Source organism: Paraburkholderia fungorum, from assembly GCF_902833645.1.
In the GTDB taxonomy this organism is placed as follows: domain Bacteria; phylum Pseudomonadota; class Gammaproteobacteria; order Burkholderiales; family Burkholderiaceae; genus Paraburkholderia; species Paraburkholderia fungorum.
The window spans coordinates 248,795-265,621 of sequence record NZ_CADFGE010000009.1 but is presented as its reverse complement, the minus strand read 5'-3'; the positions used below and the strand labels follow the sequence as shown (position 1 = coordinate 265,621).

General features: G+C 57.5%; 14 protein-coding genes. 6 read left to right on the top strand and 8 right to left on the bottom strand.

Annotated features, from left to right (window positions below):
• Nucleotides 1-77 precede the first annotated feature (77 nt).
• From HWX91_RS26725 to HWX91_RS26695, 7 genes are all read right to left on the bottom strand, one after another.
• Nucleotides 78-1,940, bottom strand: a complete 1,863-nt coding sequence (locus HWX91_RS26725) for an FAD/NAD(P)-binding protein (RefSeq protein ID WP_028195438.1) — start codon at nt 1,938-1,940, stop codon at nt 78-80.
• A complete protein-coding gene (gene sbnA, locus HWX91_RS26720; RefSeq protein WP_081832995.1) occupies nt 1,934-3,946 on the bottom strand; it encodes a 2,3-diaminopropionate biosynthesis protein SbnA in 2,013 nt (670 codons plus the stop codon). The genes HWX91_RS26725 and sbnA overlap by 7 nt, the downstream gene beginning before the upstream one ends.
• Before the next feature lie 35 nt (nt 3,947-3,981).
• Complete coding sequence (locus tag HWX91_RS26715) at nt 3,982-5,277, bottom strand: SidA/IucD/PvdA family monooxygenase (RefSeq protein WP_028195439.1); 1,296 nt, start codon at nt 5,275-5,277, stop codon at nt 3,982-3,984.
• A 72-nt stretch (nt 5,278-5,349) separates the two neighbouring features.
• Nucleotides 5,350-6,351 (bottom strand): ABC transporter substrate-binding protein, encoded by a 1,002-nt coding sequence (locus tag HWX91_RS26710; RefSeq protein ID WP_052660666.1) that lies wholly within the window; start codon nt 6,349-6,351, stop codon nt 5,350-5,352.
• Nucleotides 6,348-7,490: an NAD(P)/FAD-dependent oxidoreductase gene (locus HWX91_RS26705; protein WP_028195440.1), complete on the bottom strand. Its 1,143-nt coding sequence runs from the start codon at nt 7,488-7,490 to the stop codon at nt 6,348-6,350. The genes HWX91_RS26710 and HWX91_RS26705 overlap by 4 nt, the downstream gene beginning before the upstream one ends.
• Nucleotides 7,491-7,517: 27 nt before the next feature.
• The gene (locus tag HWX91_RS26700) at nt 7,518-9,026 is read right to left on the bottom strand and encodes a methionine--tRNA ligase (protein ID WP_028195441.1); all 1,509 of its coding nucleotides are present in this window, start codon (nt 9,024-9,026) and stop codon (nt 7,518-7,520) included.
• A complete protein-coding gene (locus HWX91_RS26695; protein ID WP_028195442.1) occupies nt 9,026-9,409 on the bottom strand; it encodes a cupin domain-containing protein in 384 nt (127 codons plus the stop codon). The genes HWX91_RS26700 and HWX91_RS26695 overlap by 1 nt, the downstream gene beginning before the upstream one ends.
• A gap of 383 nt (nt 9,410-9,792) precedes the next feature.
• On the opposite strand from HWX91_RS26695, the gene HWX91_RS26690 reads away from it, so the two are divergent.
• Complete coding sequence (locus tag HWX91_RS26690; RefSeq protein WP_028195443.1) at nt 9,793-10,671, top strand: MOSC domain-containing protein; 879 nt, start codon at nt 9,793-9,795, stop codon at nt 10,669-10,671.
• 61 nt (nt 10,672-10,732) lie between these two features.
• A complete protein-coding gene (locus HWX91_RS26685) occupies nt 10,733-12,154 on the top strand; it encodes a pyridoxal phosphate-dependent decarboxylase family protein (RefSeq protein ID WP_028195444.1) in 1,422 nt (473 codons plus the stop codon).
• A gap of 140 nt (nt 12,155-12,294) precedes the next feature.
• On the opposite strand, the gene HWX91_RS26680 is transcribed toward HWX91_RS26685, so the two are convergent.
• Nucleotides 12,295-13,596, bottom strand: a complete 1,302-nt coding sequence (locus HWX91_RS26680; protein ID WP_042274399.1) for a tyrosine-type recombinase/integrase — start codon at nt 13,594-13,596, stop codon at nt 12,295-12,297.
• Between the two features lie 193 nt (nt 13,597-13,789).
• Between HWX91_RS26680 and HWX91_RS26675 the strand changes: the two genes are divergently transcribed.
• From HWX91_RS26675 to HWX91_RS26660, 4 genes are all read left to right on the top strand, one after another.
• Entirely contained in the window at nt 13,790-14,785 is a 996-nt protein-coding gene (locus HWX91_RS26675) for a DNA-binding protein (protein ID WP_052660667.1), read from the top strand.
• 284 nt (nt 14,786-15,069) lie between these two features.
• Nucleotides 15,070-15,372, top strand: a complete 303-nt coding sequence (locus HWX91_RS26670) for a hypothetical protein (protein ID WP_028195445.1) — start codon at nt 15,070-15,072, stop codon at nt 15,370-15,372.
• Nucleotides 15,359-15,865, top strand: a complete 507-nt coding sequence (locus HWX91_RS26665) for a hypothetical protein (RefSeq protein ID WP_028195446.1) — start codon at nt 15,359-15,361, stop codon at nt 15,863-15,865. Before HWX91_RS26670 ends, HWX91_RS26665 begins: the two co-directional genes overlap by 14 nt.
• Nucleotides 15,866-16,077: 212 nt before the next feature.
• On the top strand, nt 16,078-16,803 hold the full coding sequence (locus HWX91_RS26660; protein WP_028195447.1) for a hypothetical protein: 726 nt from the start codon (nt 16,078-16,080) through the stop codon (nt 16,801-16,803).
• Nucleotides 16,804-16,827: the final 24 nt, after the last annotated feature.

Here is a 16,827-nt window from a genome sequence, read left to right as displayed (position 1 = left end):
CATTACCCTGCTAGTCAGTCACCGAGTAGCAAGTAACAGATCAGGCGGAGGCACGTTTGCAAGCGCTTGCCAACACCTCATGCTGCCTCCTGAACCGCCGCTCCGGTAAGACATTCCCGCGCGGCTCGATTCGCGTCATATACGGCCCGCGAGAAAGAATTCGGTGAAGAAACGTAGTGGTTGTAGTACGTCGCCCCTTCAACCAGCGGTCCGAAGACCCACAAATCCGTCAGTTTTGTGCCTCGCGCATCGATTGCATGACCCTCTTCGTCCACCTTGATGCCGGCCGATGATGCGCCCTCAAGCTGACTCAGAATTCCGGACTGGATCAACTGTGCCGGCAACGATGCGTTGGCGTCCCTGAGGTTGTGGTTCCCAACCTGAGCCGTCACAATGTACGTGCGACCCGTGTTGATACTGCCGTCAAAGGGCGTCGGCCGGCCGCTTTTCTGGAGCTTGAGGCGCTCTGCTGGGAGGTCACTAAACCGGGTCAGCCGGACGATACCGGAGCCAAGTAGCGCGAGAAACTGTTCCTGCCGCTCGATATGCGGGCCCGCCACCAGGCGGTTAATAAGGGGGGAGAAAATGGAGTAAAACCGGACCCGAGACGAGGTAGAGAGTCCATCAAAGTCGACAGCCAGTCGGATCATGTCTCTCAGGTCTCGCCAGACTTCCAGGGCGCACTTCCGCGCACTACGGGCAAGGCCGACCTTGCTTTCCGAAAGATCATCGGTCAGATAATCGACGAACCAATTTCTGTAGTCATCTTCCCTGAGATCCGCGGGGAGCGTCGTTATGAGGAAGTCATCCGGGTCAAATGGGCCGAAATCGCGGGCGAGCTCGTCGCGCAACTCGGTGAGACCGGCGGCCGATTCTTCGCAGTCCACGTTGCTGAAAGACCGAAAACGCTCTCGGATATCAGAATCGATATCCGCTGTTTTAGCACGCGCGTCGTAATAGGCAAGCACCATCTCCGCCTTAAGCATCGGCAGTAGGTGTCGCTCGAAATCAAGAAGTCCGTTTCTTTGGCTTGCGCGAAGCTCCGCAATCCTGGCTTCGGTGAATAAAGCGGGAGCGTGCTTGCGATGTGTCGCGAGAAACCGGGGCCGCGCATGAAATGGTAACCCACTCCTCGAGAAAAGAACTATCCCTGGCTCGCGCCCGCTGGGTACGTATCTCGTTCGTCCATCTTTGTCTTTTTCGAACCTGCCCGACGTCCCTACCGTAAGGCTGGCGATCGCGTCCATGGCAGTCAAGCCCAAGCCCGAGATCTCGACAATGTCACGGACGGTAGCATTCGGACTACCCTTGACGACCGACGCCGGCCGAGCGGCAAGACCAAGATTGCCAGGTCGCCCAGGATTCCGTGGGTGCCCGATGGTGATGAAGGCCTTGTCCACAACAGTCTCATCTCCGGTTTCTGCGACGATCCGGTACCCGTCACCCTGCGGCAATCGCTCCATCCGTATTGCGTTCGCCCGGATCTCCTCAATAGTGACGTTTCCAGGGGCTTGCGCGAGGAAGCGGGAATAGGCCCACGACAGATAGCGGCCTAAATGGCGTCGCGGCAAGAAATCGGTGGGCTCTGCCTCCCGTAGACGAGAGCTACCGTGGGAGCACGGAACTTTTATGCCGGCCGTTTTACTCCATTCGTAGAGCGAAGGTCCGGTGCGGTCGGGCCCTCCTTCAAGGGAGGCTCGGTCCGGGAAAGCGCTCAATTGACACGCTATGGTATTCAGCACCAGATGGTCCGGTAGATCTACCGAATGAACGCCGACGCCAAGCTCGCCCGGCTCAAAAATGGCGATCTTGAGCCGCATGGTAGTATGCTCCGCCATGGCGAGCAGGCGCTCAAGAACAGACAATCCTCTGGGCCCCAGCCCGATGATTCCTATGGTCAGAGCGCCGGTTCTCGAGGAAGTCAGAGCATCGGTTACCATCTGGTCGTCTCCGCGAAGAAGTCCGGAATTGGGACCGCGGCTCCCTCCGCCTGTGCCGCGGCGAGCACGCGAGCGCCTAGCGCCACGTCAAGAACGCCGAGACCAAACGGGGAGAAGATCAATGGCCTCTTGCGATCCAGAAGCAGATCCCCGGAAAGGAGCTGGGCGAGCGTCCCTGAGATGAAATCCCGATGCCCAAACTTTTTCTCGGCTAGATGAGGAGATGTATCTGCCTTGAGGCAATGCTCTACATCGTCAACGACATTGGCGGACTTCAAGATCAAATCTGCACCGACGTCCCGCAGCGAAATGTTAAGAATGATCTGTCCCGGGCGAAAACTGTCAGGTTCGGTTATGTGCGGTTCGGATGCGTTTGTCGCCAAAACGACGATGTCAGCACCAAGAGCTTCGGTTGCATTTGCGCATTCGTGGGCAACCTGCCCTTTGGAGGCAAGATGAGCGACCAGAGACTTGCGCGATGTCTCGTCCAGATCGAACACTCCAGCGTGGTTGAACGACCATGAATCGGCGTGAAACACATTCGCGATCGCTCGGGCTATCACGCCCGCGCCGATAAAGCCTATGGCGGGCGCGCTCTTCCTCCGGTCGTTCAAGTGAGTCGCGGCAAGGACCGCAGATGCAGCTGTTCGAACAGCGCTGATGTAGGAAGCCTCAAGACAGGCGTACGGGAAGCCGCTTTCTGGATCATTCAGGATCAGGGTCGCCGATGCTCGTGGCAAGCCTTTCGCAGTGTTTTTGGGATAACTTGCGATCCACTTGATTCCGGTTGCGCGGACGCCACTATCGATTGATGCGGGCAGGGCGATTATTCGGTTTCGGGGAGAATTTGGAAAGCGAAGAAAGTAGCTGTCCGGATTGACTGTTTCACCAGCATGATGAGCGAGATAGGTCATCCTGACATCGTGGATGCAACTGACCAGGTCCCGATCAAGAATTTCCTTTACGGTCCGTCCCGGCACTACGGCGAAGGAAGGCGCCTCACCCGCCTGACCGTGCCCCGACGGCGAGTCTTGATGTTTCAACGTGTCGCGGCAAACGGCCGCTGGCAACGCGCTGGGAAATCTGTGGCGTACCCATTCGTCATCATAGACGGTATCAAGGTAGCGATCGCCCGAGTCCGGCGAAATTGCGATAACGATGGCATCAGGGGGAATGCTTTGTGCAACAGATTCAACGGCCGCGATGACGGTGCCTGTTGATCCGCCTACAAGAATACCGTTGGTGCGTGCCAGCCGGCGGCATGCCGATACGGTGTCTGCCTCCGGTATCATGATGCGCTCGTGGATCCCGGTATCTTCAAAAATCGGGGGGCGCTGACTCGAACCGAGTCCAGGGATAAAGCGTTTGCCGGCGGGGTAGCCGAAGGTTACGGATCCCACGCTGTCGACCGCGACGATTTTTGTCGCAGGTCTGTGCTGCCGAAAGTACTGGACACAACCCATCAGGGTTCCCGTTGTGCCCGCGCCCACGAACAGGTAATCTACGTGGTCGAAGCTCTTCGCGATCGATAGCGCAGTTGTCCGTGCGTGAGCTTTCGGGTTCTCGGGATTTGAGTATTGGTTCAGCCATATGAATCTTTCGTCAGAGTTCAAGGCATCTTGAACATAGGCGATACGAGTTCCGAGATAGCCGCCGTTACTGTCCCTCCGGCTAACCGTCACAACCTCTGCTCCGTACGCGCGCATCGTTTTTACATTCTGTTGCGACGTGTTCGGATCTACAACGCATACGAAGCGATACCCGCGCTCTGCACAAAGCAGACTGAGCGCTACCCCGAGATTGCCGGACGAGGACTCAATGAGCACCGAATCGGGCTTGATGCGGTTTTCTGATTCGAAACTATGGAGAAGCCCTAGCGCGGTCTTCATCTTCACGGAGCCGGCCGGATTAAACGATTCGATTTTCAGAAATACGTTGTTCAGGGGAAGACCTTTGACTTGCAAAAAAACATTGTCGTGAACCATCTGCGATACGGTCTTGAACATTTGATACCTCTTCTTGAATACCCGCTGCGCGTCGGCTAGCTTGACACGGGCTGTTGTTGTTCCATCGAAGAAAAGATGCGACCGGCTCTCAGAGCTAACAATGAAAATGACTGCGCGTCGCTTATGCCGTGGCTGCGCTCTGAGAGGCCATTCGCAAAGATTGCTACATCGGATCTGTTCTTTAGCAAGATCCGGTAGTCGCGTCCGATCGAGAGCGCACCTTCCTCTGTAACGTCCAGCCACGGTTGCAAGGCGGATAATAGGGGCGGGATCTTGGGCTGCTGATAGCCGGTGCCAAGCAATATTGCGTCGACCATAAGCTCGGTACGTTGGTCCTTGAACACGTCACGAATGACAACGCGATAGCCGTCGCCGTCGCGATTGACACTGACAGCCTCGCTGAAAGGCTGTACCGTCAATCTTTCCCGACCCACGATCGCATCCTCATAGATCATTGAATACAGGGCCAGGCTTTCGTCAGGATCAATCCCGGCGTAATTCGTAGCCTTTACCTCGCGAAATAGTCGTTCTCTCGCCGTTGGTTCGAGGCTGTGGAAGTAGTCGACACGCTCCGGCACGAACGCGAGATTGGGAAAGTGGCCGAACTGAGCCAGCTTGAAACCGCTAGATCGATGCAGTGAAACCACTTCGCAGTCGTGACGTCTTTGGAAGATGTCGATGATCGCCTCGCTGGCGCTTTGTCCGGAGCCAATTACCAGCCAGCGCTTTGGTAGCCGCGAGCCAAAGGCTTCGATGCTGCTCAAATACTGCGATGTATGAAAAACACGGTTTCCAAGATGTGGGCTGACAGTGTCCGGAATGTTTGGATAGCTGCCTGTTGACAGAATGAGTTGCTTTGAGCGCCAGACACCACTGGACGTCACCACGTCCAGGCTGACCAAAGCGCCGTCGCGAACGTTCGGCAGGATTTCAATAACTCGCTGTTTGTATGAGACTAGATGTGAAAGCTGTGAGCCGACCCAAGAGACGTAATCGGACCATTCGTGTCGGCTGGCCGGGCGGCCGAGGATACCGAACTTGTAGAGGCGCCCCTTCTCATGAAGGTACATCGCAAATGAGAAGCGGCTTCGTGGGTTTCGGGGGGTAACGAGATCACGAAACACGTTGTGATTTATATCAGTTCCCGGCAGGATGAATTCGGGATGCCACGCAGGAATTGAGCAGGCTTCGAGAAACCTCACGTTCCCAACCGGGCAGGCCGCGCCATGTTCCATTGAGTCGGCGATGGCACTAGCCAGCGCTATCCCGGCCGGCCCGAAACCGACGCCGACAACATCAAGTTCATTGATGCAGCGAAAATCATTGTTCATCAATGCTCCGTTAAGGGATGGAAAACCGCGACCGGTCGATCGCTATCAGACGCAAAGCAAGCGACGCTCTGCTCAACTGAGGACCGATTCGCCCTTCGTTTGAGTGAGGTGGGTGGTGTCGCTGAGCAGTTCCTGGAATACGAGGCACATACTTTCTACGCGCCACAATCCGTGGGGCGCGCCCGCCCGTTCACCGCGCAGGAAATGCACCGGTCCCACGACTGTGTCGAAAGTTCCCTCGGATATCGCACGCAGCAGGCCCGCGCCGCATGCTCGAGCCTTGGAGGCAACCTGCAAAGCGGCGAATGACTCAAGACCGTAAACGTCGGGGTCGACACCGTAGGTGAGTCTGTAGAGGCTGCTGAACCGCTGACCTTGCGCAATGGCATGCGCTGGAGCGAAACTCACGATGTACAATTCGCCCGGCTTATCAATGAGCCTTGGGAGGGAGGGAGAAGCGGCGTCGTCAGTAAGAATGATTGGGGCATCAATTTGTTGCATGCGCGTCGTGGAGACAAATTGTGCGCTCGACGCGAGGCGGCCGGCAAACACCAAGGCGTCCGCAGAGGAGGCAATCGTAGTAAACGTCACCTTTGAGCTGGCCGCGTTCTCGATCTCCCTGGCCAGCATTGTTCCGTGCAGGCTGTCGTCGCTACTGAGGTGGATCGTTGACCATCCGCGTCCAAGCACAAAGCTCAGGAGCCGGCGCGCTAGCGCAGTATCGTTCGGGCAAATCCTGAATGCGTTGCTGTTTTCTTCTGTCACAACGCTGGCGGTAGCGGCGGGCAGAAGTAGGGGGATTCCGTTCGCTTCATAGATTGGTACGGCTCCCACGGCCGCGTCCGATGAGAAGTGTCCGACCACGACGTCGACGGATTTTTTTGCGAACATCTCGGCTACGCTGATCGCGGTGCCCCGCTTGGCGTTATCGTCGGCAAATTCATATGTGATTGATGCGTCGGGCCGACAATGATTGCGGAACAGCTCAAGAGAGCGTAGAAGCGTTCGGCCGTGTGCCGTGATCCGCGGATCGAAGATCGCTGAAATGCCTATCCGGATCTTTGGCGTGGTCATGCTTGTGCCTCGACCGGGCTCGCGGCCACACGAAACCGAATGGGCCGAAGATAACTCAAGCCGGGCTCATCATTCGTGCGTGACGATAGGGCTGCCGAGATGTCGGCAGTTGCGATCGAAGCAATAGCGGGAGCCAGCTTATACCCAATTCCGCACATCGCCGCAGCGACGTATATGCCGTCGTGCTCGTTCAGAAATCCGCAGATTGGTCGGCCGTCGTCGGAATAGCCGTCCGCCCCTGCCCCCGCATCAAGTGCCAGTTGAGGTGTGAAGTTCCAGCCTGTCATGGCCGAAAAACGCTGGTACGCATCATTCACTTGGTGAATTGATGGCGACGGTATGCAATCGGGAGGCACGCCGTGGGCTCTTACTGCGGAGCCGACCTGGACGATACCGTAGCCTAGAGGCCGTGCATACGTTCCTGCAACGGCGTCAATGATAGGGAAAGCTAACGGTTTGGGGCTCCACAAGCGAACGAACGGGATGGTGTGGTTGACAATAGGAAGTGCTGTGCAGAGCGATCTGGACCACGTCCCCGCGGCGACCACGGCGACCTTTGCTCGAAGCACGCCGTTGCGCAATCGTACCTCGATGTCTCCAAACTTCCCGGAGACGCCGAGTACTTGATGTCCCTCCAGAACGAGGCCGCTGGTACGAATCGTTGCGAGTAGCGACCGCACAGCAAGGATGGCGTCTGCATGTCCTCCGTCGGGCTCCCAGAGATAAAGCCTTTCTGGTGCGCCCTCCACAAAGCCGGTCAACTTCACTGCCTCGTCGCGGCTCAGAAGCGTCATAGGATACGTGGACGACGAAAAACGGGAAATCGCGCTCCTGACAGCTGCTTCTTGGGATAACGGGATGGCATGTAGCACGCCGGTTCTGGAGAGCGCGCGCTGCATGATTCGCCCGACGTGCGTTGTGTGAAGTTCAGTTATTGCCCTGGAGGCGAGATGAGTTACGCACCGATCCCGGTCGTAAGCGCGCACGATGCCTCCTGTGAGAGAGGTCGCGCCAGCGGCGCCGCAACGGGTACGCTCGATGATCCCGATGCGCTTACCAGTGACGGACAGACTGGCGGCTATTGCGACGCCGGTGACGCCGCCTCCCACAACCACCACATCTAAATCTGCTTGCGTCATGTGCTCTTCCTTGACCAGACTACTTGCTCAGATGGAGTATTCGGCCGCACTACCTGTCATAACATCTGTAAGAGCGGCATCTCTATCAACTCCGGTGCATCGAAAGATCCGCGCCGATAAAGCGGGATGAAGCGGCTCGCCGAAAATGGCAGCCATGACGAGAAGATGCTTGAAGGGCAGTTGCTTTCCCATCCGTTCGTAGGACAGGCTAAAAAGGTCGAGGACAAGTTGGGCAAGCGAGCGGATGGAGAAGCGATCAAGCGATGTCGCGCTGAACCAGCGCGCTCTGGCGGACAGAACGTAGGTTTTGTCGTCAGAATAAAGCCCCTCAAGCCAATGCTCCGATGCCTGGTTTGTCGCGATATCGATCAAGGCGTTATATTGATTGGTAAATGTATCCGCCCGCCACTTGCGGAATGCTTCGATATTAAAATCAGACGTGCTATCTTCCGGCGCGACCGACGCGAGATAGAGACGAACGCTGTCGGGACAGGCCTCAGCGATCAGGTCACGTATCCAGATGGCGTAGTTTCGGCTGGTTGATAAGTTCTCCCCGCTGAGCGTCAAAAATTGATTTGCGTAGAAGCGCTGCTTGGCCTTATAGCCCGGCATGGTCATCAGCAAAGCCGGCATCGCGATCGCATGGCTGTAGAGACAGTCGTATCCCATGAAATGCGCAAGAATGCTGCCGTCGGTCTTCCAGAACTTTGTGAAAATAGCATCCTTGCTGGCATCGTCAGAGAACAACTCGCGAAAGGAGGCAATGTAACCAGCAAGGGACATAAACCACGTTTGAACCCTGCAGGAGCCATCTGGCTCGAGGTCAAGTCCGCCGTCGTGCGGTCGTGTGACTCCCCAGTCTTCCAGCGGCGCAGACAGTGCTTGCTGAATCCAGGCTCGTGTTGACGGGCGCAATGGCGTCTCCGCGAACACCGCCTTGAGCCTGTCGGCAAAGGGGCTAATGCGAAGGAAGGCGCGATTTACCTGCGGCCACGTATGCGCGCTGCCGCACAGCTTGCATCGAAAATTGCGCATTTTCTTTGCATCGGGAGCGTTAGCGCAGTGCTCGCATTGACTGGCATCCGAATCCGCGCCGCAATGGTTACAATTTCCTCGTCCGAAAGCTTCGTAGCCCCAGACATCGCAGCTCGGACAGTACGGCTCCGCCGAGTCGCGGAATTCTATTGCGCCGTCTTCGGCGGCAGAGCTAAAGATCTCACGAACAGCGTTACGGTAATGATGGTTCCCGTACGGGGACATCCAATGATCGATTTCGATACCCGCAAGCTTAAGCGAGCCTGTCATCTTTTCCGTGTTTTCGCGGGCGAGCTCAACGGGGTCCCGATCGAGCTCGCGACCCCGGCGCAGCATATACGACTCGTAATCGTCCGAATATGAGACGAGGACGCAATTGTGACCTCGCTGCCGTTGAGCACGCGCAAAGACGTCCGCTCCGAGGAATGGCCCGGAAAGGTGGCCGATATGCAGATCGCCATTCGGAGTGGGAGGGGTGATGGTAACAGTGATATTCGCCATTATTTAGTAACCTCCGCTTCCGTTTCCCGGAAGAAGCGGGACGCGTGATTTTCGTCCCACCAGACCACGTAGAAATGAAAATCGTCGTTCGTGTCATTTACGACGTAATGATCCGTATGTTTCGGAATTGCGGCAATATCTCCGAATTCAAAGTCATAGGTGCTTTCACCAATGACGAGTTTGGCCGATCCCTTTATGGCGATAAATATTTCCTGGTCAATCTGGGTATGGGGACGACTTCTCGTGTGCGGTTTTGCAATGCACCATGCGCCACCAAATGGCATGGGATATCCCTGCCATGGAAGTAGCTGCGAACCGTCCACATCAAAGTCGTAGACCATCTTCGACCAATCCATTTTCCGGAAGATTTCGAATGCCGGCATACGTACCCCGCTAAAGGTTTTCCGTGAGGTTTGCCTGCATTCACGACAACTGGCCAGCTTGATTTAACACGGATAAGCGTACGCGAAGTTCGTGTTATTCAGCCTGACATGAACGCGGCAGCAAAGCAATTCCGAGTGCCTGCGAAGTATTGCGATGGGTGGACCTACGAACAAGCCAATTGTTCTAACTCTTGCATTTAGATTTTCTAAAGTGTGTGAAACAAAAAGGCAATGTCATTCAATGCGCATCAGTTGGCATGTGCGCGCATCGTTTATATTGACAGATTGAGTTCAATAATTTACTAGTACGGGAGCGACGTGAGCGCGGTTAAATTCAGCACAACCGAACTTACAAATAGACGAAAGGCTCGACGGTCACACTTATGCCACATATCAAGAGCATTACGACTTATCCAATTAAGTCCTGCGCGGGTATCGCCCTCGAACATTGCGCAGTTCTGCCGGACGGGTTAAAACTCGATCGGGAGTGGATGCTGATCGACGCGGAAGGCCATTTCTTGAGCCAGCGCCAGGCATCCGAACTCGCACTGGTCAAACCGAGTGTGTCTGCCGATGGACAGGGCCTGATTGTTTCCGCGGTTGGCATGCAGGACCACGCATTGCCTGACGCATCAGTGCTTGCAGCGTCAGGGAAGCGCTACGCTGTTAGGTTGTGGCGCGATGATGTTCGCGTCATTGACGCGGGTGAGCAGACGGCGCAGTGGTTCTCGGATTTTTTGGGAGTCAAATCGCGATTGGTGCGTTTCGATGAGACTGCCGAGCGCACGGTAGATGAGAACTGGACGGTTGAACGTTCGACTACCCGCTTGACCGATGGCTTTCCTTTTTTGTTTATCGGCCAAAGCTCCCTTGATGACCTCAACTCTCGACTAGCATCACGCGGTGTCGCATCGGTGGAAATGAGTCGGTTCAGGCCGAACGTAGTGGTTGAAGGGTGGGAACCATTTGAAGAGGATTACATAGAGAGCGTCTCGATCACCACCGAACGTGGTAGTGATCTCGTTTTCAGGCTTTGCAAGCCCTGCACGCGCTGCGTCGTTACAACGATAGATCAGGCAACAGGAAAGCGGAGAACCAGCTCACCTTATGAGCCCCTGGACACGCTGTCTTCGTTTCGGCGAAGCCCTCGGATGGAAGGCGGAATCGTCTTCGGACAAAACGCAGTCGTCTGCGCAGGGGCAGGGTGCGAGTTACAGGTTGGCCGGGAAGTCGCTGCCGAGCTAGCGTTTCCTGATCCGTGAATCATCCATCAGCGCACCTCGAGCCATTGAACCGACGTTGCTCATAAACAAGGGAAAAGCCATGAAAAACCTGGCGCACGAAACTGCCGTTCTGGACAAGACACTCGTCTATGCCAAAAATTACATCGAAGGCCTGTCCCACTCGAGAGTCAGCGCCAGTGCCACGCTTGACCAGCTCCGTGCTCGCTTCTTGCTCGATCTGCCCGAGGCCGGTACTGATCCTTGTGAGGTGATAGAGCAGCTCGTTCGGGACGCATCTGATGGCATCCTCGGGAGCGCAGGAGGTCGATTCTTCGCGTACGTAATTGGCGGGGCATTGCCGGCATCCGTTGCTGCAGATTGGCTAACGTCCGTCTGGGATCAGAATGCCGCGATGCACGCCAGTAGTCCGGCGGAGGCGGTCATTGAAGAGGTTTGCGGAACATGGTTAAAGGAGGTCCTCCATCTCCCGGCGTCCGCGAGCTTCGCACTGACGACAGGCTCCCAGATGGCGCATGTGGTTGCATTGGCGGCAGCCAGGCACGCGCTTCTCGCAAGGCTAGGGTGGGATGTCGAAAAATGCGGCTTGCGAGGCGCACCAGAAGTGAGAATTCTCACTAGCGATCAGTATCATGGTTCGCTAGAGCGTGCTTTACGCATCTTAGGCCTCGGCCGGGATGCGCTCGTCCGTTTGCAATCCGACGAGCGAGGACAGCTGCCAGTCGATTTGTTGCAGGCTACGCTTGATGGAAGGCCGGACGTCTTGTCCGTCGTAGTGTTGCAAGCTGGCGACCTTAATACAGGCGTATTCGACAATTACAAGGATCTGATCGAGTTGGCTCATTCTCGTCGCGCCTGGGTGCACATCGATGGCGCGTTCGGCCTATGGACTGCCGCGAGCGATGCGCATCGACACCTCGTAGACGGAATCGAACGCGCAGACTCGTGGGTCGCCGATGGACATAAATGGCTTAACGTGCCTTACGACTGTGGTTATGTGTTTGTCGCTGACCGAGACGCTCACTTCGCATCGGTGTCCCATAAAGAGAGCTATCTCGCGCGCGTGGACACTGCGCGCGACCCCATCGATTGGAATGCGGAGTGGTCACGTCGGGGCCGGTCGGTCGCGACATATGCCGCCCTTAAGCAGCTGGGCAGAAAAGGCGTCGCGGACTTGATAGACAGGACTTGCAGTTTTGCTGGCCAGCTCGTCGATCAGATCGGCGCCTTAGAGGGCGGTGAAGTTGTCTGGAGATCAGAGATTAATCAGGGTTTGGTTCGATTTCTGGATGCCAGACCCGATGCAGGCTCCGCCGATCATGACACGCGTACTGATGCGGTTATATCTGCCGTCACGGCGTCTGGGGAAGCCTTCTTTGGAGGTACGACGTGGCGTGGACAACGATGCATGCGTATCTCAGTCTGTAACTGGCGCACGACATCAGACGATGTCGAACGCACGGTCGCGGCGGTCGCGAGGGCGATCGCAAGCTGCAGAGGTTAGAGCCGTGACCACGCCATGCGCTGGGGCGGTGACGGCACGTCTGGAGCAGCCTGCCCGGACCAGTTGAGCAGAATGCTGGAGAGCTGGGCCGCTACCCACGGCGGCGTCGGCAGGCAAGCTCACCGAGCCCTGACAAAAGTTCAGCGCCAATTCATCCGGTGGCTCTGCGTCGTTTCATCGTGGCGACGATCGTCCTCTTCGTGCGCGTATTGGCCTGTCGTGCTGATTTTGTCATGTCCAAGATTGTCGCGTACCGTGCGAAGATCCATCTTGTTGTCCAGCATGTGTGATGCGGCTGTATGTCGCAGCCAGTGCGCCGATGCTACGCGGATGTGAGCCGCATGTTCGACATGTTCACCGCCCCTGGCTTCCGTCCAGTCGGCAGCCTGCCTGAAGACTTCCTTGATAGCGTTGTGCACGGTCTTGCGATTGACGCCTTCGCCTGAGACATTGCCGGCACGACGGCGAAACGGAACGAGGAGGGGAGTCAGTTCGTTCCGTGCAGGCAGCGGCTCGAGGCCGTGCGCTTGCCGGTAGCGTATCAGCTCGGCAAGCAGTTCTTCCGAAACCGGGATGCGCCGGTACTTCAGACCCTTGCCGACTACCTCCAGCCACCAGCGCTGCTTGCCGTCCGCGCCCATTTCCCGCACGAAGTTCCCCATGGTGCCTCCGGCTACTTCCGAGATCCGCGCACCCATCAGGTAGAAGAGGGTGGTTAACCACCGCGCACGCGCCTTGTCGGATTGTTGCGTCGGGTCATCTTCCGGCATGGCCGTCACGTAATCCTTGACGTGCTGCCACATGACGGCCGGCAGAAAGCGTGTGATGTGCTGCGCCGGCCGCCGGCGCCGCTGCCGCAACAGGCCGAGCGGATTGCCACGCAGGTAACCGGCTTCCACGAGCCAGCCGAACATGCTGTCCAGGATCACGACGGCCTGCCTGATGCTGACCGGGTCGAGTTTGCTGGCAAAGGGTCGCCAGCGCGGATTATCCGTCGGATAGCGGGCGCCATTCTCCGTGATCCACGTTGAACCGGGTTGCGGGTCGGCCATAAATTCCCGGTAGCGGGTCAGGTCTTCGTGGGTCAGCGACGAGAGGGGTTTCAGTTCCGCAATCAGGGTCCAGAGCGGGTTGCTCCGCTCAGGGGCTGCCAGGAACGCCCTGAACACACGAAGATCCTCCTGCGCGATCGCACCGGGCCCTTGGAGCGCCTCGGCGAGCGCCCACAGGAGCAGCCGCTCGGCTTCCTTCCGGTAGTTCGCATGCGTCGTCGCGCGGTCAACATAGTTCTCAAGCCATAGCGCGATGGCCTCCAGATCGGTCTCGGCGCGGATCTGGCGGCGCGTCGCATCGCCGAGGTTCGAGCCAAAACCGCCGATCTCGCTTGCGCGGAGCTGGATCGCCGAGGCGTATCGCGTAGGCAGAGTTGTTTCCGTGTTCATCGACCGTCCTGATGTCCGTTTGCTAGTCAATTTTGGCGCGGACCCGGGCGCCTCGGTGAAACCCATTTTGCCAGATCGCCCCGCGTAGTCAATTCCCCATTATATGCATAATGTGAATTACGTATCACGAATAGTTGTGTTTAGTGCGTATTACGTTGTATTATCTACGCTCAACGCCGAGGAAACGCCTGTTATGACCCCCGACTCCGTCGTACAGCAGGAGGAAATCGCCCGCGAGGTCGAGCGCATCAAGTCGCAGGTCGACGACACCCGCGAGATCTATCGCCAGGTATGCCGGGTACTGTTTCTTCGCTTCGGGGTCACGCCGACCGCCAATGGTCTTTACCAGCTCGTGCGCAAAGGCACGATGGGCACGCCGGGCGCGGTTCTGAAGGAGTTCTGGCAAGAGATTCAGGCAAAGGCGCGTATCCGGATCGACCGCACCGACCTTCGCCCTGAGCTAGTCGACTTCGCGGCGGACATGGTTGGAACGTTGTGGGAGCGCGCTCTCGCCGATGCAGACGCGGGTCTTGATCTTGAGCGATCGCAGATTCGCGCTGACCGCGCTCAGGCGGAGGCTGAAGTGCTGCAGGCCCGGGAGGAAGTTCTTCGCAAGCATGCTGAGGTTGTTCGCATCGAGACCCAGTTGGGCGATTCGCGGGCCGAGATCCGCATGATAGAGAGCCGGCTCGCGGCCGCGCTCGAAGGCAAAAGGAACCTCGAACAGGAAGTGGCTGCGTTCCGCGAGGAGATTCGCCTGCGCGACGAAGCGCTCGATCGGGCACGAACTGATTTCGCTACCGAGCTCGCGGCCACGCGCGAGCAAGCACAGCAGGCGGCCACTCGCTACGAAGAAGCGTCTCGCCGCTCGATGCTCGAGATCGACCGCGCACGCACGGCGAGCGCAGCAGTGCAGCGCACTCTTGAGGATGTTCGCCAGAGAAGTACCGAAACCGAAGCTGGCTTGCGTGATGAGATCGACCGCGTACAGCGGGATGTTTCCCGCGAACGTCACCGGGTTGGCGTCCTCGAGGGAGAGCTCGCGCTACGGCTGCTCAGTGAATCGAGATCAGGAGCAGCGCGACAGAGGCGGATCAGCGAGAGCCTGGACCTCCCTGCTCTCCTTCTGTCATCGCGCCGAAGATCTAAGCGCACTGCCCTTCGTCGAAGCCTGCCTCGCCGGGCCTGACTGTTGCCGGCTCAACACGCATCGCGGTCGACTGCTGGTTGAATGGACTGGTGTTGCGTCAAGATCAGGCAATCTAACTCGTTGCCTCGTCTACATCTTGATTTTGTGACGATTGGTGTTTGCTCGCGCTGCGCTATTCACAGCGTTATCCACAGCAATTGTGGATAAGTTTTATTCCTTCATGCGATTTCATCGTGCGTGCGTGCGAGTCTCCGACGCCGCCCTGATTTGCATCTTTGCGGTCGCGCTTGAAGATGGATTTACGCCAATCCATTGGAGGCTCTATGACCCCAGACCAGATCGCCCTGCGGGCTATTCGCCAGCGTAATTCCGCGCTCGAAGCCCTTTGCTCCACAGCAGGCAAACCGCTCTATGAAGGTCGAGCGCATCGTCCTGCACAAGGCTACAAGTGCTCGGTCTCACGCCAGGCGCGTGTATTTCGGGTGCCGGACGGCCGCATCATCGTCGAGGGCGTGCAGATTTGGAACGCGCGCTTTCGAAGGGTCAACAGCCAGTATTTCGAAGCATCCGACGAGACCGTGGGCCAGGGCCTCGCGGATCAGTTCCTAGGCCGTGAATTCCTCTAATCCTGCAGTCCTTAGGTGGCTGTATGTCGATAAGCTCTTTAAGGTCGACGGTGCAGTCAAGGCGCTCAACGCCAGCTACTGGCGCCGGGTGTTGAGCCTCACCGACGTGTACGAGCTAATGCCGCAGAAGCGCCGCGACGAGTGGGATAAAGACATTCGCGAGGGCGACTTCATCACCTGTGCGCAAGACGCAGTCGAGCACGGCCGCAAATTTGATGTGGTGGTGATGAACCCGACGTTTGCAGAAGGTCGGGCTGCTCTGCACGTCGAGTATGCCTGCTCGCTGCTCGCTCCAGGAGGTCGCCTGGTCGCGGTGATGCCGGGATCGTACAGGAACAGGCAGATTATCCCGAACGTCGAGGCTGAGTTTTCCCGCATCTACGAGAGCGACTTCACGACGACTAGCGTGTCGGTTGTATTGATGCGTATGACGCGGCCGGCGGAGCGCGATGTCGGGCATGAGTTTGACATCGGTATCGAGGCTGTAACCTGAAGTCACGCGGCGCAGTTGACCTCGCCTCGGGTGCCTACAGCGCCGACGGCATATCTTAGCGGCGAACCATTGCTGAGCCGCCGCGACGGTTGGCGTGCGAAAAGCGAGGTTTTCAGGCCGAATTTTCGTGCTTTGATGGGAATGGCCACGTCGGACAATAGAAAGGCACTTTTGCGTGGCCAAACCTACACGTTCATAGAAGGAATCAGTCCATGCTTCGTCCGATCCGCGGTTCCCTGCTCTCGCTCGTTTTGCTCGGGGCATCTGCCCTTACCCACGCCGAACCGTCGGTCTCGGACGTGAACACGGCCATTCAGACCGGCCAAATCACTCAGGCCGAGCAGATGATCAAGGAGGTGGAGCCCAACCACCCGAATGCGCCACGGGTGCATTACATGATGGCGCTTGCCCTCTCGCACATACCCGGCCGCGAAGCCGAGGCACGCCGTGAGCTCCAGCAGGCCATGAGCATCAACCCCCAATTGCCTTTTGCTGACTCGGCCGAGGTCAATGCGCTCGAGGAGCGTATCCGCCCACACGCGAAGGCCAGCAGCCCAGTGCCCGCTAGCGTGAACCAGCCGTTCGTGCCGAATTTGCATCGTCCGCCCGAAAGTTTGTACGACCGTGCGATGGACTTCCTCCAGCACAACAATATCGCCGTCGCCAGTGTCGTCGGCGTGATTGCTGTGATCCTGATCGTCCTGTCGTTCGTCGGCAAGAAGAAAAAAGGCGGCATCGCGCCGATGAAGAAACTCAAGAAGGACAAAAAGTCGCGTCGGAGCGAACCCGAGCTTCCGGCAGCAGACGAAGGCCAGGAAGCCGAAACCTTCGATTACGGTCATCAGTCCGGCGAGCATGGTGGTGCAAGTGACGCGCACCCAGAGATCGAGCCGTGGGAATCGCAGCCTCACGAAGAACACGAGGACTTCGCCCGCTGATTGTCGGCGGGCCCTTCAGACCGG